At 46.3% G+C, this 19,410-nt stretch carries 19 protein-coding genes; 10 read left to right on the forward strand and 9 right to left on the reverse strand.

Going from position 1 to position 19,410, the window contains the following annotated elements; all coding sequences use genetic code 11:
- Positions 1–2: 2 nt before the first annotated feature.
- Positions 3–974: an elongation factor P--(R)-beta-lysine ligase gene (gene epmA / locus D8S93_RS21255; protein WP_152815358.1), complete on the reverse strand. Its 972-nt coding sequence runs from the start codon at positions 972–974 to the stop codon at positions 3–5.
- 435 nt (positions 975–1,409) lie between these two features.
- Here epmA and frdA point away from each other — a divergent pair, with 435 nt between their 5' ends.
- From frdA to frdD, 4 genes are read left to right on the forward strand one after another with little or no spacing between them, the layout of a single operon-like run.
- Complete coding sequence (frdA, locus tag D8S93_RS21260) at positions 1,410–3,209, forward strand: fumarate reductase (quinol) flavoprotein subunit (RefSeq protein WP_319803060.1); 1,800 nt, start codon at positions 1,410–1,412, stop codon at positions 3,207–3,209.
- Entirely contained in the window at positions 3,209–3,967 is a 759-nt protein-coding gene (locus tag D8S93_RS21265) for a succinate dehydrogenase/fumarate reductase iron-sulfur subunit (protein ID WP_005381489.1), read from the forward strand. The genes frdA and D8S93_RS21265 overlap by 1 nt, the downstream gene beginning before the upstream one ends.
- A 2-nt stretch (positions 3,968–3,969) precedes the next feature.
- Positions 3,970–4,353, forward strand: a complete 384-nt coding sequence (gene frdC, locus D8S93_RS21270) for a fumarate reductase subunit FrdC (protein ID WP_005395419.1) — start codon at positions 3,970–3,972, stop codon at positions 4,351–4,353.
- 10 nt (positions 4,354–4,363) lie between these two features.
- Positions 4,364–4,741: a fumarate reductase subunit FrdD gene (frdD, locus tag D8S93_RS21275; RefSeq protein WP_152815361.1), complete on the forward strand. Its 378-nt coding sequence runs from the start codon at positions 4,364–4,366 to the stop codon at positions 4,739–4,741.
- A 101-nt stretch (positions 4,742–4,842) separates the two neighbouring features.
- On the opposite strand, the gene D8S93_RS21280 is transcribed toward frdD, so the two are convergent.
- The gene (locus tag D8S93_RS21280) at positions 4,843–6,246 is read right to left on the reverse strand and encodes an SPFH domain-containing protein (RefSeq protein WP_005395423.1); all 1,404 of its coding nucleotides are present in this window, start codon (positions 6,244–6,246) and stop codon (positions 4,843–4,845) included.
- 265 nt (positions 6,247–6,511) lie between these two features.
- The gene (gene efp / locus D8S93_RS21285) at positions 6,512–7,078 is read right to left on the reverse strand and encodes an elongation factor P (protein WP_005395425.1); all 567 of its coding nucleotides are present in this window, start codon (positions 7,076–7,078) and stop codon (positions 6,512–6,514) included.
- A 32-nt stretch (positions 7,079–7,110) separates the two neighbouring features.
- Here efp and epmB point away from each other — a divergent pair, with 32 nt between their 5' ends.
- The gene (gene epmB, locus D8S93_RS21290) at positions 7,111–8,133 is read left to right on the forward strand and encodes an EF-P beta-lysylation protein EpmB (protein WP_152815363.1); all 1,023 of its coding nucleotides are present in this window, start codon (positions 7,111–7,113) and stop codon (positions 8,131–8,133) included.
- Positions 8,134–8,228: 95 nt separating this feature from the next.
- Positions 8,229–8,726 (forward strand): MgtC/SapB family protein, encoded by a 498-nt coding sequence (locus tag D8S93_RS21295; RefSeq protein WP_152815366.1) that lies wholly within the window; start codon positions 8,229–8,231, stop codon positions 8,724–8,726.
- A gap of 101 nt (positions 8,727–8,827) precedes the next feature.
- On the opposite strand, the gene D8S93_RS21300 is transcribed toward D8S93_RS21295, so the two are convergent.
- From D8S93_RS21300 to D8S93_RS21310, 3 genes are all read right to left on the reverse strand, one after another.
- Complete coding sequence (locus tag D8S93_RS21300; RefSeq protein ID WP_005395435.1) at positions 8,828–9,391, reverse strand: VC2662 family protein; 564 nt, start codon at positions 9,389–9,391, stop codon at positions 8,828–8,830.
- A 316-nt stretch (positions 9,392–9,707) separates the two neighbouring features.
- On the reverse strand, positions 9,708–11,354 hold the full coding sequence (groL, locus tag D8S93_RS21305) for a chaperonin GroEL (protein ID WP_005381509.1): 1,647 nt from the start codon (positions 11,352–11,354) through the stop codon (positions 9,708–9,710).
- Positions 11,355–11,431: 77 nt separating this feature from the next.
- On the reverse strand, positions 11,432–11,722 hold the full coding sequence (locus D8S93_RS21310) for a co-chaperone GroES (protein WP_005381516.1): 291 nt from the start codon (positions 11,720–11,722) through the stop codon (positions 11,432–11,434).
- A gap of 240 nt (positions 11,723–11,962) precedes the next feature.
- Between D8S93_RS21310 and D8S93_RS21315 the strand changes: the two genes are divergently transcribed.
- Positions 11,963–13,345 (forward strand): MATE family efflux transporter, encoded by a 1,383-nt coding sequence (locus D8S93_RS21315; protein WP_104974720.1) that lies wholly within the window; start codon positions 11,963–11,965, stop codon positions 13,343–13,345.
- A gap of 94 nt (positions 13,346–13,439) precedes the next feature.
- Here D8S93_RS21315 and pfkA read toward each other — a convergent pair whose 3' ends face one another.
- The 3 genes from pfkA to D8S93_RS21330 form a co-directional block, all read right to left on the reverse strand.
- Positions 13,440–14,402 (reverse strand): 6-phosphofructokinase, encoded by a 963-nt coding sequence (pfkA, locus tag D8S93_RS21320; RefSeq protein WP_005397529.1) that lies wholly within the window; start codon positions 14,400–14,402, stop codon positions 13,440–13,442.
- Between the two features lie 284 nt (positions 14,403–14,686).
- Positions 14,687–15,595 (reverse strand): CDF family cation-efflux transporter FieF, encoded by a 909-nt coding sequence (gene fieF / locus D8S93_RS21325; protein ID WP_005397530.1) that lies wholly within the window; start codon positions 15,593–15,595, stop codon positions 14,687–14,689.
- A gap of 111 nt (positions 15,596–15,706) precedes the next feature.
- On the reverse strand, positions 15,707–16,219 hold the full coding sequence (locus tag D8S93_RS21330) for a CpxP family protein (protein ID WP_152815369.1): 513 nt from the start codon (positions 16,217–16,219) through the stop codon (positions 15,707–15,709).
- A gap of 190 nt (positions 16,220–16,409) precedes the next feature.
- On the opposite strand from D8S93_RS21330, the gene D8S93_RS21335 reads away from it, so the two are divergent.
- From D8S93_RS21335 to D8S93_RS21345, 3 genes are all read left to right on the forward strand, one after another.
- Positions 16,410–17,099, forward strand: a complete 690-nt coding sequence (locus tag D8S93_RS21335; protein ID WP_005397534.1) for a response regulator — start codon at positions 16,410–16,412, stop codon at positions 17,097–17,099.
- The gene (cpxA, locus tag D8S93_RS21340; protein WP_145533591.1) at positions 17,099–18,493 is read left to right on the forward strand and encodes an envelope stress sensor histidine kinase CpxA; all 1,395 of its coding nucleotides are present in this window, start codon (positions 17,099–17,101) and stop codon (positions 18,491–18,493) included. The genes D8S93_RS21335 and cpxA overlap by 1 nt, the downstream gene beginning before the upstream one ends.
- 176 nt (positions 18,494–18,669) lie before the next feature.
- Positions 18,670–19,278, forward strand: a complete 609-nt coding sequence (locus tag D8S93_RS21345; protein ID WP_005397537.1) for a superoxide dismutase — start codon at positions 18,670–18,672, stop codon at positions 19,276–19,278.
- Positions 19,279–19,410: the final 132 nt, after the last annotated feature.

A 19,410-nucleotide genomic window follows, 5' to 3' on the forward strand; every position in this document is an offset into this window, starting at 1 on the left:
CCTTATGCGATTGGGAATGGAAAGGCCGTCACTTGATCAATGTGGTCACAGCCGAGCGCCAGCATGATCAAACGATCGATGCCTAACGCAACACCCGCACAATCTGGCAACCCTGCCTCTAATGCGGATATCAAATGATAGTCGATTGGCTGCGGTTTTAAACCCATGTCGAGACGCTTCGCGTTATCTTGCTCAAAACGCGCCAGTTGCTCTTTCGGGTTATCGAGTTCATGGAACCCATTTGCCAGCTCAATTCCCTTAAAATACACCTCAAAGCGATCCGCAACACGATGGTCTTGAGGATTGATTTTCGCAAGCGCCGCCTGTGATGCCGGGAAGTCGTACACAAAAGCAGGCACATCCTGACCAATTTTGTGTTCGACTCCCACGCTAAATAGCAATTGCAGTAACGTATCGCGATCTTCTTCAGGCTCTGCAATGTCACTCAAACCCAGCTTGCTTGCCGCCGCTTTCAGCTCCGTCATCGAGCCTTCTAGTGGGCACACACCCAACACATCAATGAAGGCTTGTTGATACGTCATGCGCTGCGCTGCGCCACACTTCAATACCAGTTGCAACAGATCATCCATTTCATCCATCAATTTATGATGGTCAAAGCCAACGCGATACCACTCCAACATCGTGAATTCTGGATTGTGGTAACGACCATTTTCTTCGTTACGAAATGCTTTGTTGATTTGATAAATACAACCGCTGCCAGCCGCCAGCAGGCGCTTCATGTGGAATTCAGGGCTGGTCATAAAGAACAGCTTGCTACCATCGGCGTAATCCGGGCCAACAAACTCGGTTTGGAAAGTATGCAAATGAATGTCAGTCACGGTTGCGTGACTCATGGCTGGCGTGTCGACTTCCATCACCTGTCGATCAGCGAAGAATTGGCGAATCGACGCGATTAACGTCGCACGTTGACGAAGTTGGTCAATGGAAGCAGTAGGTTGCCAGTTGGTTTGCATAACAAGTCTCTCAAACTTTAATTCAGCGAGGAAAGTCTCATTCTACATGCTTTTTACTCTTCAAGAAGAGAGGAATATCCCTTCTTCTTTTTACTAACGTGCTCGCCTATTTGAGGCAAGTATTACTCGTGCCGCAGCACAAAAAACACTCAGTTAAAATCCTATTATCCATGCGGTTAATGTCACGCAACACAGGTTTAACATCCCTAATGTTAATGCTTGAGGGCCAAAACCTCGATGCCGTGATAGCAGTCACATAACCTATAAATTCTATGCCCTTAAGTGCATTACCGAAGCAAAAACCCAATTACATCAATTTTTCTGCCATGTGGCTCATCTACACTAACCCTACTACTTTTGGGGAGTTCTTTTTAAAGAGCGCCTCGTAATGACAATAACAAGCGGATTTCCGCAATCACACACTGGAGGATAACTGTGCAAATTATCACCACAGATATCGCAGTCATCGGCGCAGGCGGCGCTGGTCTTCGTACTGCTATTGCAGCGGCTGAAGCAAACCCAGACTTAGAAGTCGCCCTGATTTCTAAAGTTTATCCAATGCGCTCCCACACGGTCGCTGCAGAGGGTGGCTCAGCAGCAGTTATCAAGGATGAAGATAGCTTAGACAACCACTTCAACGACACTGTTGGCGGTGGTGACTGGCTATGTGAACAGGACGTTGTTGAATACTTTGTAGAGAACGCGACTCGCGAAATGATCCAAATGGAGCAATGGGGTTGCCCATGGAGTCGTAAAGAGAACGGTGAAGTCAACGTACGCCGCTTTGGTGGTATGAAGGTTGAACGTACTTGGTTCGCTGCAGATAAAACTGGCTTCCACATGCTTCATACGCTATTCCAGACATCCATGAAGTACAGCAACATCAAACGCTTTGATGAATACTTTGTGGTGGATCTGCTTGTTGATGAAGGCGAAGTTCAAGGTCTGATTGCTATTCACATGTCTGAAGGCGAGCTTGTTACTATCAAAGCAAAATCTGTTGTTCTAGCAACAGGTGGCGCGGGCCGCGTTTACCACTGTAACACCAACGGCGGTATCGTAACGGGCGATGGTATGGCAATGGCTTACCGTCACGGCGTTCCTCTACGTGATATGGAATTCGTTCAATACCACCCAACCGGTCTTCCTGGCACAGGTATCCTGATGACGGAAGGTTGTCGTGGTGAAGGCGGTATCATCGTTAACAAGAACGGCTACCGTTACTTACAAGATTACGGCATGGGCCCTGAAACTCCAGTTGGCCAACCGAAGAACAAATACATGGAACTGGGTCCTCGTGACAAAGTTTCTCAAGCTTTCTGGCACGAACAACAGAAAGGCAACACCATCAAACACCCACTGGGTGACGTGGTGCACCTAGACCTTCGCCACCTTGGTGAAGAGTACCTACAAGAGCGTCTACCGTTCATCTGTGAGCTAGCAAAAGCTTACGTAAACGTAGACCCTGCAAAAGAGCCAATTCCAATTCGTCCAACGGTTCACTACACCATGGGTGGTATCGAGACCAACGGCGGCTGTGAAACTCGCATTAAAGGTCTATTCGCGGTTGGTGAATGTGCGTCTGTTGGTCTTCACGGTGCAAACCGTCTAGGTTCTAACTCATTGGCTGAGTTTGTGGTATTTGGTCGCGTAGCGGGTGAAAACGCAGTGAAACGTGCGGCAGAATTCAAAGGTTGGAACGAGTCTGCAATCGATGCTCAAGTGAAAGCAGTTGAAGAGCGCATCGCCAAACTGATGAACCAAGAAGGTGATGAGAACTGGGCAAACATCCGTACTGAAATGGGTCATACCATGGAAGCGGGTTGTGGTATCTACCGTCAAGAAGATTTGATGCAAGAAACCATTAACAAGATCACCGAACTAAAAGAACGCTACAAACGCATCAGCATTAAAGACAAAGGCAAAGTGTTCAACACTGATCTTCTGTACGCAATTGAAGTGGGTTACGGCCTAGAAGTCGCAGAAGCGATGGTTCACTCTGCGATTCTACGTAAAGAATCTCGCGGTGCGCACCAACGTCTGGACGACGGTTGTACAGAACGTGATGACGTGAACTTCCTAAAACACTCACTTGCTTTCTACAAACCAGATGCAGCGCCAAGTATCGATTACAGCAATGTGACTATCACTAAGTCACAACCAAAAGCTCGTCTATACGGTGAAGCAGCAGAAAAAGCCGCAGCTGAAGAGAAGAACGCAGAGGAGCAAGCATAATGTCAGCAAATCGCATTCAAAAAGTAGACATTCTGCGTTATGACCCAGAAAAAGATGCAGAACCATACAAGCAAACATTCGAAGTGCCATTCGATGAAACCATGTCTGTGCTTGACGCACTGGGCTACATTAAAGATCACCTAGACAAAGATCTGTCTTACCGTTGGTCTTGCCGTATGGCGATCTGTGGTTCTTGCGGCATCATGGTGAACAACGTACCGAAACTTGCTTGTAAGAGCTTCCTACGTGATTACCCAGACGGTGTGACTATCGAGCCTCTAGCGAACTTCCCAATCGAGAAAGACTTGATTGTTGATATGACGCCGTTCATCGAACGTCTTGAAGCAATCAAACCGTACATCATTGGTAACGACCGTAAACCAGAAGACGGTACGAACTTGCAAACGCCAGAGCAAATGGCGAAATACAAGCAGTTCGCTGGTTGTATCAACTGCGGTCTGTGCTACGCGGCGTGTCCTCAGTTTGGTCTGAACCCTGAGTTCATCGGTCCTGCGGCACTAACGCTAGCGCACCGCTACAATCTAGACAGTCGTGACAACGGTAAAGATGAGCGCATGAAGCTGATCAACGGTGAAAACGGTGCTTGGGGTTGTACGTTTGTTGGTTACTGTTCTGAAGTTTGTCCGAAGAACGTTGACCCAGCAGCGGCAGTAAACCAAGGCAAAGTGGAGTCTTCTATGGACTTCGTGATTGCTATGTTGAAACCTGATGGTTCACCAAAGAAAGTGGAGGCATAAGGATGAGCAATCGTAAACCTTACGTTCGTGAAGTAAAACGCACTTGGTGGAAGAACCATCCTTTCTACCGCTTCTACATGCTACGTGAAGCGACTGTGCTGCCTTTGATCCTATTCACTCTGTTCCTAACTTTCGGTTTAGGTTGCTTGGTGAAAGGCCCTGAAGCATGGCAAGGTTGGTTGGATTTTATGGCAAACCCAATCGTAGTCGCGATCAACATCGTTGCACTACTAGGTAGCCTATTCCACGCTCAAACTTTCTTCAGCATGATGCCGCAAGTAATGCCAATTCGTTTGAAAGGCAAACTGGTGGACAAGAAAATCATCGTATTGACTCAGTGGGCCGCGGTTGCGTTCATCTCACTGATCGTTCTCATCGTGGTGTAAGGAGCTGAGCATGAAACCGAATTATAGTGTAAACACATCACCAAAACGTTCTGATGAGCCAATCTGGTGGGGTCTATTTGGTGCTGGCGGTACTTGGTTCGCGATGATCACGCCAATCACGGTATTGGTGCTGGGCATCTTGGTCCCACTAGGCGTGATTGATGCAGAAGCGATGAGCTACGAGCGTGTCTCCGAATTCGCAACCAGTATCATCGGTGCGCTATTCATCATTGGCACCCTAGCTCTACCAATGTGGCATGCGATGCACCGTGTACACCACGGCATGCACGACCTTAAATTCCACACTGGTGTGATAGGTAAAATTGCATGCTATGCATTTTCAGGCCTCATTACTGCACTAGCCGTTATCTTTATCTTCATGATTTAAGATACTGACTAAAAAGAAAAAGCTGGCTCTATGCCAGCTTTTTTATTGCTTTGGGTTACCCATGATCTTTTTGCTTTTTAAGCTTTTGACCACCCATGATCTTATTGCTGTATGACCTTCTTCGTTTGGTCCATAAGACCCAGGGCGCCAAAGCCAGTAATCACATCTAGGTTTGTTTTCAAGCCCGTTTCTTCGCTACCACCAATGTAGTTTTGTGGCATCTGAACTTGGAAGTTTTGCAAGTTGTTGTACAACGAGTTCGCTACGTCTCGATTCAACTCTGCCAAGTAAACTTCACGGTTTGCCCCTAACGCCGAGTACTTCGCTTTTAGAACTTCAGATTCTGCGCGACCTTTCGCCAATATCGCTTTCGCTTCAAACTCAGCAGAAAGTGCGTTCGCCTTTTGAATGGCTAAGTTAGCCTCTGCGATTGCTAGCTCTTTCTCCTTCTCGACTTCAGCAAGTCGTTTGGTTTTTTCCACTTCAACGATTTCACGCTCTGCAATCTGACGTGCAACTTCCACTTCTTTTTGCTGAGCAATAATAGCGAGTTCTTTACCACGCTGAGCGTCTTGCACTTCACGTGTTCGTTGAATCTCTTTGCGTAACTGCTCGGTCTCAGCCTGTGCTTTCGACGTTTCTTGTTCCTGAATCGCGCGAATACGATCCGCCACTAAACGCTTTTTATCCGCCAATAGCTGATCCAATTGCTTTTCTGGCTGTGGGTCACCAATGGTCACCTGCGTCACTTGAATGCCGTATTGTTGTAACGGGTTGTCTTGACGAATTGGTTGCCCGGTTTTATCTACAACTGGCACTGTTTTCCAAACCAATTGATTGGTGCGCTGTAATTGGTTCGCATTGGCCTGATTCGCCCCAACAGGCGCAAGATCCAACTCTTCCACTTCAACCTGACGTCGCTCTGTTAGATAAATCCCCTCTCGCAACTGATCGCCAAGTTTCGATTTGAACTGGTTCAAACCACCTTGGAAAAACTCTTCACCCGTGTATTGGGTAGCTGTAATCACCGTCACGTTACGTGCGTTCTTTACAAGCAGCGCATCAATCAAGTTACTGTTGTTACGGAACTCTTTGTGCATCTTCTTAACCGCTTCAGGGTCATTACTGAGCTTAAAGCGGAATGTTACGGGGATCTGACCAATGTAGGTGTCGGCAAACCGAACCTGAATCGCATCAAGACGTTGATAAAAATCTTCGCCCTTGCTATTACCGAATGACACGGTGATCACTTGGTCATACTTGGTGATTTTGGACAGAAATGGCATACGAAAATGAATGCCAGGTTCAGTAAATACATCCAACTCACCAGTGATATTGTTCTGATGCACGTAGCTGTAACCTGCATCGGTCATCAGCACAGAGCTATTAATCGTTAAGCCTATTGCCAACAGCGGTACGCCAAACACCGCAGCTTTCAATCCTTTGTGTAGTAACTGACGTCTTTCTTCCACCTTTAAACCCCTTCCTAAACCTCTGCTTTCCATTTTGTTCTCCTTTTTGGATTGTTACTGAGTTAAATCGATAAAAATCAGATTGCTATGCAACTCAACAACAAGAACTAATGTATCAAAATGTTACATTAAGGAATAATCGACAGATTCATGAAATAAATAAGATTTTTACGAATAATACAAAATCATCGAAAATTTGCGGAGGATATCGATTTTCTATGCAGGAACATTCAAGAGAGAATTACAGGCAATAAAAAAGGCCGCCGAAGCGACCTTTCAAACAATCAATCTAAAGTGCTTACTTCACACGGCCTACGTATTCAGCCGTACGAGTATCAACGCGAATCACTTCACCAATTGAGATGAACAGAGGAACACGAACAACAGCGCCAGTTGATAGCGTAGCTGGTTTACCGCCAGTACCTTGAGTATCACCTTTCAGGCCTGGATCTGTGTCTACCACTTCTAGCTCAACGAAGTTTGGTGGAGTAACAGTAATTGGGTTACCGTTCCAAAGTGTGATCATACAAGTGTTGTTTTCTACCAACCACTTAGCGTTGTCACCTACCGCTTTTGCGTCTGCTGCGATCTGTTCAAACGTTTCACTGTTCATAAAGTGGTAGAATTCGCCGTCTGAATATAGATAATCTAGGTCGATATCCATTACGTCTGCCACTTCACAAGTGTCACCAGACTTGAATGTTTTCTCTAGCACTTTACCAGAAAGAAGTTTACGAATTTTAACGCGGTTGAACGCTTGGCCTTTACCTGGTTTAACGTATTCGTTTTCCAGAATTACACAAGGCTCGTTATCAAGCATTAACTTAAGACCGCCTTTAAATTCATTGGTGCTAACTGTAGCCATTTTTTCCTCTTACATTCTTAGAGCTAAATTCAATGCCGCACATAATAACCCGAAAAGTCGAATCTGTTGAGCAAAACTGGCTCAAACAGTTGGCGAATGGGATCTCTGATCCTGCAAAATTGCTCGAAATACTGGAAATTGATCCTTCACCGTGGCAAGACGGGTTTGCCGCGCGCCAGCTGTTTGCACAGCGTGTACCGCAAAGTTTTGTCGATAGGATGGAGAAAGGCAACCCTAAAGACCCTCTTTTACGTCAGGTTTTACCATTAAGTGACGAATTTGAAGTACATCCGGGCTATTCCAACGATCCGTTAGAAGAGCAGGATAATGAAGTCCCTGGTCTGCTACACAAGTATCGCAACCGCGCCTTAATGATCGTCAAAGGTGGCTGCGCGGTAAATTGCCGTTACTGTTTTCGTCGTCACTTCCCTTATCAAGAAAATAAAAGCGGGAAACAAGCATGGACAAAGTGCTTAGAGTACATGGCGCAGCAACCAGAGTTGAACGAAGTCATCTTCTCTGGTGGTGACCCATTAATGGCAAAAGACGATGAGATTCATTGGCTTTTAGAGCACATTGCTCACATACCTCACATCAAACGTCTGCGTATTCATAGCCGTTTACCTGTGGTGATTCCCGCTCGAGTCACTGATGAACTATGCCAACTGCTGCAAGCATCAAGGTTGCAAATCATCCTCGTGACTCACATCAACCATGCCAACGAAATCAATGACGAATTTGCTGAACAGATGTTCAAGCTCAAAAGAGCAGGCGTTACGCTTCTAAACCAAGGCGTTCTGCTGAAAGGCGTGAATGATTCGGTAGAAGCTCAAGTGGCGTTAAGTGAAGCCTTATTTGACGCGGGTATCTTGCCTTATTACCTCCACGTGCTTGATAAGGTGCAAGGCGCGGCGCACTACTTTATTTCGGACGAAGAAGCAAAAGCCATTATGCGTGGACTCATCACGCGTGTATCGGGTTATCTGGTACCAAAACTGACACGAGAAATTGGTGGCAGGCCAAGTAAAACGCCATTGGATTTGCATTTAGAATAGGTCCTGACGCTCAATTAAATTTGTCGTCACGACCGTTCCTTTTTGTTCGCTTTGCACGGTAAGTCTATGCATACTCCGCTCTTTTGGAGGTCAAGATGCATACAGCACTCGAACAAATTTTCGATCTTGGCCCATTCAGCTGGCCTGCCCTACTATGCTGCGCCATTAATGGGCTAATGATCGGTATCGAACGCCAAACTCGTGGTAAACCTGTTGGCATTCGCACGGCAATTCTTATTATTTCAGGCACTTACCTGTTTATGTCGATGGCAGTATCGTTATCGCCAAATACGCTCGATCAAGCACGCGTGCTTGGTCAGATTATTACTGGCGTCGGCTTCTTGGGCGCAGGCGTGATGATGACACTCGATGGAAAAATCCACGGCGTAACATCCGCAGCGGTTATTTGGGTACTGGCAGGATTAGGGTTGATGATCGGTTTGGGTTATTTAACGCAGTCGGTGGTCATTACTCTCCTGACATTAACCGTGTTGTTAGGTGTGGATAAAGCAGAAAACCACATCAAAGCATTGCGCCGAGGGGTTCACCAAAGAATTCAACAACGCAAAACCTCATCCCACTTAATTAAATAGTTAACGCCGCCGATAAACTCGCTTCATCCCATCAGTAATTAAAAAGCCCTCGACGAATATCGAGGGCTTTCGGTATCTAAAGATTCTGACTTGCTCAGGGATTATTTAGCGAAGTTGATGAGTGGGAAACACTTGAAGAAACCGTTATCCGCACAGTTCAAAAGACCAATTTGTACGCCATCAATTTGATCGGTCATGTTGAAGAAACCAAACTGGAAGTTAGACTTTTTAGAGATACTCGCTAAGCCCACATCCGCCATGGTGTAGCCTTCAGAATAGTTCACCGCGCTCCAGTTCAAGCCTTTTACGTTGTTCGTAATGTTGACAGCACCCAAGTTAACACCCGTCGTCTGACCTTGGTTCCAGTTAACTAAGCCTAAAGACGCGCCTTTCATTTCTTGATTTACTTTTGCTGCACCAAAAAACAGACCGAAGTTCACACCTGTCGTACGATCCGTTTCTGACATACCAAGCAGTGAAAAGTCGACACCTTTAACCTCATTCACCTGTCCATGCAACACGGCTAAACGAACACCACCAACTGACGAGTTAGAAGGTGCGTTTGTGTTGTCGATAGTAGAGAACATCACAGGTGTACTGTCAGCAAGAGCAACTGGTGATGCGATAGCGGCTGCAACCGCCAATGACGTCATAAGCTTTTTCATTTTCATCTCCATGATGGGAAGCAACAATTTACAACATAGTGTAATGTTCAGATTTTGCGCTATCCACGTTCAAAAAGTGTTAGCGGTAGGTCAGATTTAACCATCTGACTCAAAAGAAAAAATTTTATCGCTTCTATTTTCATGTTTTTCCACTGACATTTCTTGAACTCGCCTCTCACAATCGAAGCCACATCAGAATGCTATATTTCTCGGATAACGCACATAAAAAAGTCGAGGAAAATGCCTCGACTTTTAAAGGTTTGGTCGGTTATCTTTCCGCTATAAGGATTCCCTTAGAGCAAAGAGATAAGCTGGCTTACATCATGCCACCCATACCGCCCATACCGCCCATGCCACCCATGTCAGGCATCGCTGGTGCGTCTTTTTGCGGTAGGTCAGTAACCATTGCTTCAGTCGTGATCATCAGACCCGCAACCGATGCTGCGAACTGTAGCGCAGAACGAGTTACTTTCGTTGGGTCTAGGATACCCATTTCTAGCATGTCGCCGTATTCGCCTGTTGCCGCGTTGTAACCGTAAGAGCCTTCACCCGCTTTCACGTTGTTCGCAACCACTGAGTCTTCCTCACCTGCGTTCTTCGTGATTTGACGGATTGGCGCTTCCATTGCACGTAGTGCAACGCGGATACCAACGTTTTGCTCTTCGTTGTCACCCGTTAGGTGAGCAATCTTAGATGCCGCGCGGATAAGTGCAACACCACCACCAGCAACAACACCTTCTTCAACCGCTGCACGAGTTGCGGCTAGCGCATCTTCTACACGGTCTTTCTTCTCTTTCATTTCAACTTCAGTTGCTGCACCAACTTTGATTACTGCAACACCGCCAGCCAGTTTCGCTACGCGCTCTTGTAGTTTCTCTTTGTCGTAGTCTGAAGTTGCGTCTTCGATTTGTTGACGAATTTGAGCTACGCGGCCAGAGATCATCTCTTCTTCACCGATACCATCGATGATAGTCGTGTTTTCTTTCGTGATAGAAACACGCTTCGCTTGACCTAGATCTTCTAGTGCTACTTTTTCAAGCTCTAGACCGATTTCTTCAGAAATCACAGTACCGCCAGTTAGGATCGCGATGTCTTGTAGCATTGCTTTACGACGGTCACCGAAGCCAGGTGCTTTCACTGCTGCAACTTTCACGATGCCACGCATGTTGTTGACAACCAATGTTGCTAGCGCTTCGCCTTCTACATCTTCTGCGATGATAAGCAGTGGACGAGACGCTTTCGCTACAGCTTCTAGCGTTGGAAGAAGTTCACGAATGTTTGAGATCTTCTTATCAACTAGCAAGATGAATGGGTTTTCTAGATCAACACTGCCTGACTCTTGGTTGTTGATGAAGTAAGGAGATAGGTAACCGCGGTCGAACTGCATACCTTCTACTACGTCTAGCTCATCTTGTAGCGCCTGACCTTCTTCAACAGTGATAACGCCATCACGGCCCACACGCTCCATTGCTTCAGCAATGATGTTACCTACGCTTGCGTCTGAGTTTGCAGAGATAGTACCAACCTGTGCGATCGCTTTCGTGTCGTTACATTCAACAGAAAGCTCTTTTAGTTGCTCTACTGCTGCTGCTACTGCTTTGTCGATACCACGCTTAAGGTCCATTGGGTTCATACCCGCTGCGACTGCTTTTAGACCTTCGTTTACGATAGATTGTGCTAGTACCGTTGCTGTTGTTGTACCGTCACCTGCCGCGTCGTTTGCTTTAGACGCAACTTCTTTAACCATTTGTGCGCCCATGTTCTGGAATTTATCTTCCAGTTCAATTTCACGCGCTACTGATACACCATCTTTCGTGATAGTCGGTGCACCAAAAGATTTGTCTAGAACGACATTACGTCCTTTAGGACCCAGTGTTACTTTTACTGCGTCAGCCAGAACGTTTACACCTTCTAGCATTTTAACTCGTGCGTCATTACCAAATTTAACGTCTTTAGCAGCCATCTTTGATTTCCTTTCTAAAATTCTTTGTGTGTAATTTCGTAATTGAATCTGAGCAAAAAATTACTCAATGATTGCTATTATTCAACGATCGCCATGATGTCGTTTTCAGACATGACAAGCACTTCTTTACCGTCGATTTTTTCAGTTTTTGTACCGTAACCTTCAGCGAAGATAACAGTATCACCAACTTTAACGTCCAGCGGCAGTACTGTGCCGTTTTCTAGGATGCGGCCTTTACCCACAGCTAGAACAACACCGCGAGTTGATTTTTCTGCAGCAGAACCAGTCAGAACGATGCCACCAGCAGACTTAGATTCAACTTCTTTACGTTCAACGATAACTCGGTCATGTAATGGACGAATGTTCATCGGTCGTCTCTCCTGAAAATTTCCATGTTTATTTGATAATTGTCCTTAGGGACTGTAGCCCCAGACACGTGATCCCTATATAAGGGGTCGAAGCAGCGATCCCAAGGGGGTGGCACAAAATTTTTGTGACTTAGTTAAAATAACGAACAACTAAGCAACGGTTTGCGTTCGAAATGCTCACTCGCCCAGCATCTCGCTTTCTTGTATCCTTGCAGTTTGCTCACCACATAGTTGTCATACATGCAGGAAAATAACAAGCTGGAACCCCAAGCGACCGATAAGCATGGTTTGTTGACCGCACCCATTCCTGAAACGCTGCGGAAAATGACCGTCCCCATGACCATGGGTATGATCGCGATTTTGATGTTTAACTTGGTGGACACGTTTTTTATCTCGTTGCTTGGTACTCAAGCGCTAGCGGCGATCAGCTATACTTTCCCTGTAACCTTTGCGGTTAACTGCATCACGATGGGGATAGGGATGGGTCTATCGACCAATATTGGTCGCTTACTTGGACAAGGTCACGCCCCACAAGCCGCTCGGTTTACCACTCACGGTTTGTTATTAGCGGTGTTACTCGTGGCTATCGCCTCTTCGATTGGCTTTGCCACCATTGCACCACTGTTCCGCTTTCTTGGCGCAGCCGACGACCTAATTCCACTCATCGAAGAGTACATGCAGGTGTGGTATCTCACCATTCCATTGTTGGTGATCCCGATGGCGGGCAACAGTGCGATACGAGCATCTGGGGATACAAAAACACCCGCCAAAATCATGATGTTGGCAGGCTTGATTAACGGCATGCTCGATCCACTACTGATCTTCGGACTTGGCCCATTCCCCGAGCTTGGTATCCAAGGTGCGGCAATAGCCAGTGCTTTTAGCTGGTTAGGTGCACTATGTGGCTCATTCTATGTGCTAGTTAAACGCGAAAAGTTGCTCGCTCAACCCCAATGGTCCTTACTGAAACAAGATTGGCAGCAAACGTTAAAAATCGGCACTCCTGCCGCACTGTCGAACGCGATGAATCCATTGTCGGGCGCAATTTTGATGATGCTTTTATCCAGCCACGGTACGGCAGCAGTTGCGGCTTACGGTGCGGCGCAGCGTATTGAGTCTATTTTGATCCTAGTCTTGATGTCTCTGACCTCAGCACTCACGCCATTCATGGCACAAAACTTAGGGGCAAAAAACCCTCAACGCGCCTTTTCCGGCTTATTTATCAGCATGCGTTTTGCGGTGGTGTTCCAAGGGTTTATCTTCTTGATGATGGTGCCATTGAGTATTCCTCTAGCGGCATTGTTCTCGCAGGAAGAAGCAGTTAAAAATCTGCTGTGGCATTACCTGCTTGTGGTGCCGTTCAGTTATGGTTTTCAAGGCATTGTGATGATGTTAATCAGTGGGTTGAATGCGATGCACAAACCATTACGAGCATTCCAATGGAGCTTTATGCGTTTGTTTGTGTTTACCCTGCCATCGGCATGGATCGGAAGCCAAATTTACAGTATTGAAGGCTTGTTTATAGGTATCGCAGTGGGGAATACGTTAGGTGGCCTACTTGGCTATATGTTTGCACTGCGCGAACGTAAATTGACGCTCATTGAACAGAGCAGCGCTTCGTAAGATTTTGTCCGATGCGTCAGCTTCCTTTTGCTGATACTCAAATACAAAAAAACCGCGGAAAGCCGCGGTTTTTCTTTATCTATTTCAAACTTGCTTAGAACAGTTCTTCAGCAACTTTGTATAGATCGTTGCGTACTGGACGCTTCATGTTTTCGATCGCGTCGATGATGTCGTGGTGAACAAGTTGCTCTTTCACGATACCGACACAGCGACCACCATGACCTTCGATCAATAGGTGAACAGCGTAGTTACCCATGCGAGATGCTAGAACGCGGTCAAATGCCGTTGGACGACCACCACGTTGGATGTGACCAAGTACTGTTGCACGAGTTTCACGACCTGTCGCCGCTTCGATGTCACGAGCCAGTTCATTGGCATCCATCATTAGCTCAGTCAACGCGATGATTGCGTGTTTCTTACCTTTTGCAATGCCGTCTTGGATGTTGCTGATCAGCTTGTCTTTGTCTAGGCCAGTTTCTGGAGTGATGATGTACTCACAACCACCCGCGATTGCAGACATCAGAGTGAGGTCACCACAGTGACGACCCATGATTTCTACAATTGAAATACGTTGGTGAGATGAAGAAGTATCACGTAGACGGTCGATCGCATCGATAACTGTGTTTAGTGCACTTAGGTAGCCCACTGTGTAGTCAGTACCAGCGATATCGTTGTCGATTGTGCCTGGAAGACCGATACATGGGTAACCCATTTCAGTCAATTTCTTCGCACCCATGTACGAACCGTCACCACCGATCACGACTAGCGCATCGATACCATGTTTTTTCAGGTTCTCAATCGCTTTTTCACGCACTTCCACTTCTTTAAATTCAGGGAAACGTGCAGAACCTAGGAACGTACCACCTTTGTTGATCACATCTGAAACGCTAGAACGATCTAGCTTCTCGATGCGGCCTTCGTATAGGCCTAGGTAGCCGTCGTACACACCGAATACTTCCAATCCCTCGGATAGTGCTGTACGTACTACGCCGCGTATCGCCGCGTTCATACCAGGTGCGTCACCGCCACTTGTTAAAACACCGATCTTCTTAATCATGCTCACCCTCGATCTTTGGCAATCAATTATTTAATTTTCTTTTAGGCCCCTTGTTACCAAGCAACCTGCATAATCCAGAACTGTGCGTTATGTTACATTTCCTCTACAGGATTACCAATGAAAACGCACTTTTTTATGTAACTTTTCTACTTATGTAAGAGTATTACAGTTTCTCTATGAAACTTTGTTGATTCACATCAGGATCACGAATCTTAATAAGTATTGATGGAAAGATAGTCAATAAGTGCCTGTTTGTCGTCAGGCACTTATGGATTTTTCGAGCCCTACCAATCTTGCGCTTTTTGCTCTTTCTCTGGCCCAAAAACGACAGACAACGGATCTTGATGGATCAAAACATCCGCATCAGGAAACAAAGCTAAAAGGTTTTCTTCAACTTTATCGGCAATATAGTGCGCTTCGATTAAACGTAAGTTATCGTCTAGCTCCAAGTGCAACTGAATAAAGCGTGTCGGCCCTGACATACGGGTGCGCAGTTGATGAACCCCAAGAACCCCTTTCACATTCAAACATTCATTACGGATTTGCTCCAATTCGGAATCCGGCAGCTTTCGGTCTAATAACGTCTGAATCGCTTCGCTGACCATTTTGAAGGCGCTGTAAAGAATGAAGACACCAATGCCAATCGCAAACACCGCATCCGCTTGCGTCACGCCAAAGTAGCTGAGTCCCAGAGCCACCATGATCGCAGCGTTCATATACAAATCAGTCTGATAATGCAGAGAATCCGCCGCGATTGCTTGGCTCCCTGTCACGCGTACCACATGTTTTTGGAACATCACCAAGCCAAGTGTGACCACTATCGCAAACAGCGATACATAAACACCGAGCTCCGGCGCATGCAGTGCGTGTGGGCGGAAAAATCGGTCAATCCCGTTCAGGATCAAAAACACCGCCGACCCCGAAATAAACATCGCCTGAGCCAAGGCCGCTAAAGACTCAGCTTTACCATGCCCAAACGTATGTTCGCGATCTGCTGGTTGTAAGGCATAACGGACAACAACGAGATTTACCACCGACGCGGCGATATCCAACATTGAGTCGATCAGTGATGCCAATAGGCTAACTGAGCCGGTTACCCACCACGTGATGACTTTTACAATCAAGAGAAGAGTCGCCACAATAGTTGCAGTCCAAGCTGCGGTCGTCACTAAACGTGCATATTGCTGTTTCATAATCAAAGAGTTAACTCAAACCATACGTTGAGTATATTGAATGCCCATGAAATAACCAGATCAAAAAGAGGCAACCAATGGCTGCCTCTTTATATAACATCAATTCATGACTTAATTATTGCGGTATTTTTCCATGCGCTTATGCATTCTGTCGCCACACTCTTGCATGCGTTCATTTTGCAACTTCACAAAATCTGCTTTTTGTTCTGGCGTTAATACGCTCAGCATTTGGTGCTTTCTTTCTAGCATTTGCACACGGTGCTCAGTTTGGCGTTCAACCATTTCTTTTGCTAATGCGGTCGCTTGTGCTTCATCAAAACTATCCGCTAGTAAGAGTGACTGCATTTTTGCGTGGTGTGCTTGTCGCTCAGCCATACGAGCTTCGCGATTTTCAGAATATTTGCCTTTCATCTGTGCGCGGTTTGCTTCACGGAAAGACTTAAGCTGATCTTTTTGAGCATCCGTCAAATTCAAATCACGCATAATGCCACGGTCCATTCCCATGCCACATTCATCACGCGGGCCTTGATGATGGTTTTTACCACCGTAAGCGAATGCGCTCGCTGCGCCGAGAGTAAGAGGTAGAACAAAAGCAGCTAACACAAGTTTTTTTGCAGATTTCATAATTTGATTCCTTACACAGGTGAGTGATTCTTCTGAGCTGTTCTCACAGCGCTTGAGTATAGAATACGACCCACTAGGTAAAGCGACGTATAGGGAGCGTAAAGAATCGTAAAGAGTGATTTTTACCCTCTTCGCAGCACATCATTCCAATGTAATATTAAGCTATCGGTAACTTACTATAGGTGCCCCCATGGCAAACATTCTTTTAATTGATGACGATATCGAGCTAACCAGCTTATTAAAAGAAGTACTCAGTTTCGAAGGATTTGACGTCAGCGAAGCAAATGATGGCGAAGCAGGCTTAGCTGCGGTCAATGATAAGATTGATTTGATTTTGTTGGATGTCATGATGCCGAAGCTAAATGGCATGGAAACCCTAAAACGCTTGCGTGAAAACTGGGAAACTCCTGTCTTGATGCTGACCGCTAAAGGGGAAGAAATTGACCGCGTGATCGGTTTAGAGCTAGGCGCGGATGACTATTTACCGAAACCTTTTAGTGACCGTGAACTGTTAGCACGTATCCGTGCGATCTTACGCCGTACCAGCAGCACACAGAAAAACACCAAAAACAGCGATTGCATTGAGTATCAAGAGCTCCGTCTTTACCCAGGTAAACAAGAAGCATACTGCGATCAACAGTTGCTCGATCTCACAGCAACCGAGTTTGCTCTGTTGACCCACTTTGTGCAAAACCCAGGACAAGTGCTAACTAAAGAAACATTGAGCTTAGATGTGCTTGGTAAACGACTCGCCGCTTTTGATCGCGCGATCGATATGCATGTTTCGAACTTACGTAAAAAATTACCAGATCAGAGCAATGGCAAGCCGCGAATCAAAACCCTGCGTGGTCGTGGCTATATGCTGCTTGAGGAGGATTAATGCGCCTATCACGCATCAAACTGCCAAACATCAATAGCTTGTATGGGCGCATCTTTGCCATTTTTTGGTTCACTATGTTATTGGTGTTGATAGCTGTGCTATCACTGCCACATTTGGACCCTCGCAAAGCTCGCGACATTCCAGAAGAGCACTATAAACGTATGGTAGAAACGCGTGACGCAATCCAACAAAAATACAGTCAGCAAACTGATTTAGGTCGAATACTATTTCGTATCGAGGGTAACCGTCACGGTAAGCATGACCCTCGTCCGCGCGTATTTTTTTCTGACTACAGCGGTAATGTTCTTACGACAGAAAAACGCAGTAACTTCCAATTGCGTGCCATGCAAAACTTTGTCACCAGTATCGAAGATTACAACCAGCCAAAGCAGAAACTGTATGGTCGATACATGATTGCAGGTCCAATCCCAATTACTTTGGCTGGCTCCGATATCTTGATGTATGTGGGCTTCAAGTGGAATGAGCCACCACCACTACTCTTGCGTCTGTTTGATCACCCATTCCAGCTGTTGCTCGCGGTCATGCTGGTTAGTACACCATTGCTGTTATGGCTTGCCTGGGCACTAAGTCAGCCAGCGCGTCGTCTTGAAGCCGCCGCTCAACGTGTGGCGAAAGGCGAATTTGTCACAGACCCAAATTTAGAAAAAGGCACGGCAGAGTTTCGTCAGGCTGGCAGCAGCTTCAACCAGATGGTCGAGGCGGTTAATCAAATGATTTCAGGACAACAACGCCTGCTATCCGATATCTCTCACGAGCTGCGCTCACCTTTAACTCGTCTACGCATGGCAAGCGCATTAGCAACGCGTAAACAAGGCGAAAGCCCAGAACTGACTCGTATCGATACCGAAGCGCAGCGCTTGGAACAGATGATCAGCGAATTGCTTGAACTGTCTCGCATGCAGGCGAACAGCCATATGACTCGCGAAACGCAGCCACTGGAAAGTTTGTGGGAAGAGATCATTAAAGATGCGCAGTTTGAAGCTGAGCAAATGGGCAAGCACCTACACTATTCTGAACTGCCAAAACGAAGTATCTCCGGCAATCCTAAATTGCTGATGAGTGCGGTGGAAAACATCGTTCGTAACGCCATTTATTACGGGAAAGATGAGGTGACAATCGACATCAAGGCCGATGATGATACGCTGCATATCACGGTTGATGACAATGGCGAGGGCGTTCCAGAAGAAGAATTAGCCGCGATTTTTCGCCCGTTTTATCGCGTTTCGACTGCCCGCGATCGCCATTCCGGCGGCACGGGTCTCGGCCTAACCATTACCGAAAGTGCCATCCGCCAGCACAGTGGAACGATCGTCGCCAGTCGAAGTCCGTTAGGCGGATTGCGCATGAGTATCACCTTACCTATCAATCGTTAACTTCAAACCGATGAGCTAACAGTAAGCCACACCCAATTTCTAGAGTGAGAGATTCACGGCTTCATCTTCACTTTAGAAATTGGGTGGGAACGCCTTCGAATACCCTTACAAAGATCAAAGTTGATAATAATTATCGTTAGCATTAAAGTGAATTTTCCAATTAAGGAGGATTTACTATGTCACATACATTTCCCGCTCTGCCTTACCCGTACGATTCACTAGAGCCGTACATCGACGCGAAAACCATGGAAGTGCATTACAGCAAACATCACAAGACTTATTTCGATAAGTTCGTAAGTGCCGTTGAAGGGAGCGAGCTCGAAACTCAGTCATTAGACGAGATCTTTGACAATATCTCTAAGCTCAGCCCTGCAGTGCGTAATAATGGCGGCGGCTACTACAACCACATCATTTATTGGAATTGCATGTCACCAAACGGTGGCGGTGAGCCTCAAGGCGCACTTGCTCAGGCAATTAACGATAAATTTGGTAGCTTTGCGCAATTTAAAGAAGCGTTTGCCCAAGCCGCGATTAATACCTTTGGTTCTGGCTTTGCATGGCTGATCGTAAAAGATGGAGAGATTCACATTACGTCCACCAGCAATCAAGATAACCCTCTGATGGACGTAGTGGATGTACGCGGCGAGCCAATTCTCGCTCTTGACGTGTGGGAGCACGCGTATTACATCAGCTACCAAAACCGTCGCCCAGAATACATTGATGCATGGTGGAACGTCGTTAATTGGCGAGCGGTTGAAGAAAATTACGCTCACGCTCTATTATAAAGAGCATCGATACTTACGGTATTAGCGTCCGCGCTAATGACTGCTTTCATACCCAGGTCAATCTTGCTGAATCTCGCATATCTTGCTGACTTGGGTATATACTGCCCCTCTATTTGACCAACTCTATTTCAA

This window comes from Vibrio sp. VGrn 2 (assembly GCF_009361695.1).
Lineage (GTDB): Bacteria > Pseudomonadota > Gammaproteobacteria > Enterobacterales > Vibrionaceae > Vibrio > Vibrio diabolicus.

What these genes read in the sequence shown, in the direction of transcription:
- epmA (WP_152815358.1), bottom strand. Translation starts at nt 974, where the DNA reads ATGCAAACCAACTGGCAACCTACTGCTTCCATTGACCAACTTCGTCAA.
- D8S93_RS21265 (WP_005381489.1), top strand. Translation starts at nt 3,209, where the DNA reads ATGTCAGCAAATCGCATTCAAAAAGTAGACATTCTGCGTTATGACCCA.
- frdC (WP_005395419.1), top strand. Translation starts at nt 3,970, where the DNA reads ATGAGCAATCGTAAACCTTACGTTCGTGAAGTAAAACGCACTTGGTGG.
- frdD (WP_152815361.1), top strand. Translation starts at nt 4,364, where the DNA reads ATGAAACCGAATTATAGTGTAAACACATCACCAAAACGTTCTGATGAG.
- D8S93_RS21280 (WP_005395423.1), bottom strand. Translation starts at nt 6,246, where the DNA reads ATGGAAAGCAGAGGTTTAGGAAGGGGTTTAAAGGTGGAAGAAAGACGT.
- efp (WP_005395425.1), bottom strand. Translation starts at nt 7,078, where the DNA reads ATGGCTACAGTTAGCACCAATGAATTTAAAGGCGGTCTTAAGTTAATG.
- epmB (WP_152815363.1), top strand. Translation starts at nt 7,111, where the DNA reads ATGCCGCACATAATAACCCGAAAAGTCGAATCTGTTGAGCAAAACTGG.
- D8S93_RS21295 (WP_152815366.1), top strand. Translation starts at nt 8,229, where the DNA reads ATGCATACAGCACTCGAACAAATTTTCGATCTTGGCCCATTCAGCTGG.
- D8S93_RS21300 (WP_005395435.1), bottom strand. Translation starts at nt 9,391, where the DNA reads ATGAAAAAGCTTATGACGTCATTGGCGGTTGCAGCCGCTATCGCATCA.
- groL (WP_005381509.1), bottom strand. Translation starts at nt 11,354, where the DNA reads ATGGCTGCTAAAGACGTTAAATTTGGTAATGACGCACGAGTTAAAATG.
- D8S93_RS21310 (WP_005381516.1), bottom strand. Translation starts at nt 11,722, where the DNA reads ATGAACATTCGTCCATTACATGACCGAGTTATCGTTGAACGTAAAGAA.
- D8S93_RS21315 (WP_104974720.1), top strand. Translation starts at nt 11,963, where the DNA reads ATGCAGGAAAATAACAAGCTGGAACCCCAAGCGACCGATAAGCATGGT.
- pfkA (WP_005397529.1), bottom strand. Translation starts at nt 14,402, where the DNA reads ATGATTAAGAAGATCGGTGTTTTAACAAGTGGCGGTGACGCACCTGGT.
- fieF (WP_005397530.1), bottom strand. Translation starts at nt 15,595, where the DNA reads ATGAAACAGCAATATGCACGTTTAGTGACGACCGCAGCTTGGACTGCA.
- D8S93_RS21330 (WP_152815369.1), bottom strand. Translation starts at nt 16,219, where the DNA reads ATGAAATCTGCAAAAAAACTTGTGTTAGCTGCTTTTGTTCTACCTCTT.
- D8S93_RS21335 (WP_005397534.1), top strand. Translation starts at nt 16,410, where the DNA reads ATGGCAAACATTCTTTTAATTGATGACGATATCGAGCTAACCAGCTTA.
- cpxA (WP_145533591.1), top strand. Translation starts at nt 17,099, where the DNA reads ATGCGCCTATCACGCATCAAACTGCCAAACATCAATAGCTTGTATGGG.
- D8S93_RS21345 (WP_005397537.1), top strand. Translation starts at nt 18,670, where the DNA reads ATGTCACATACATTTCCCGCTCTGCCTTACCCGTACGATTCACTAGAG.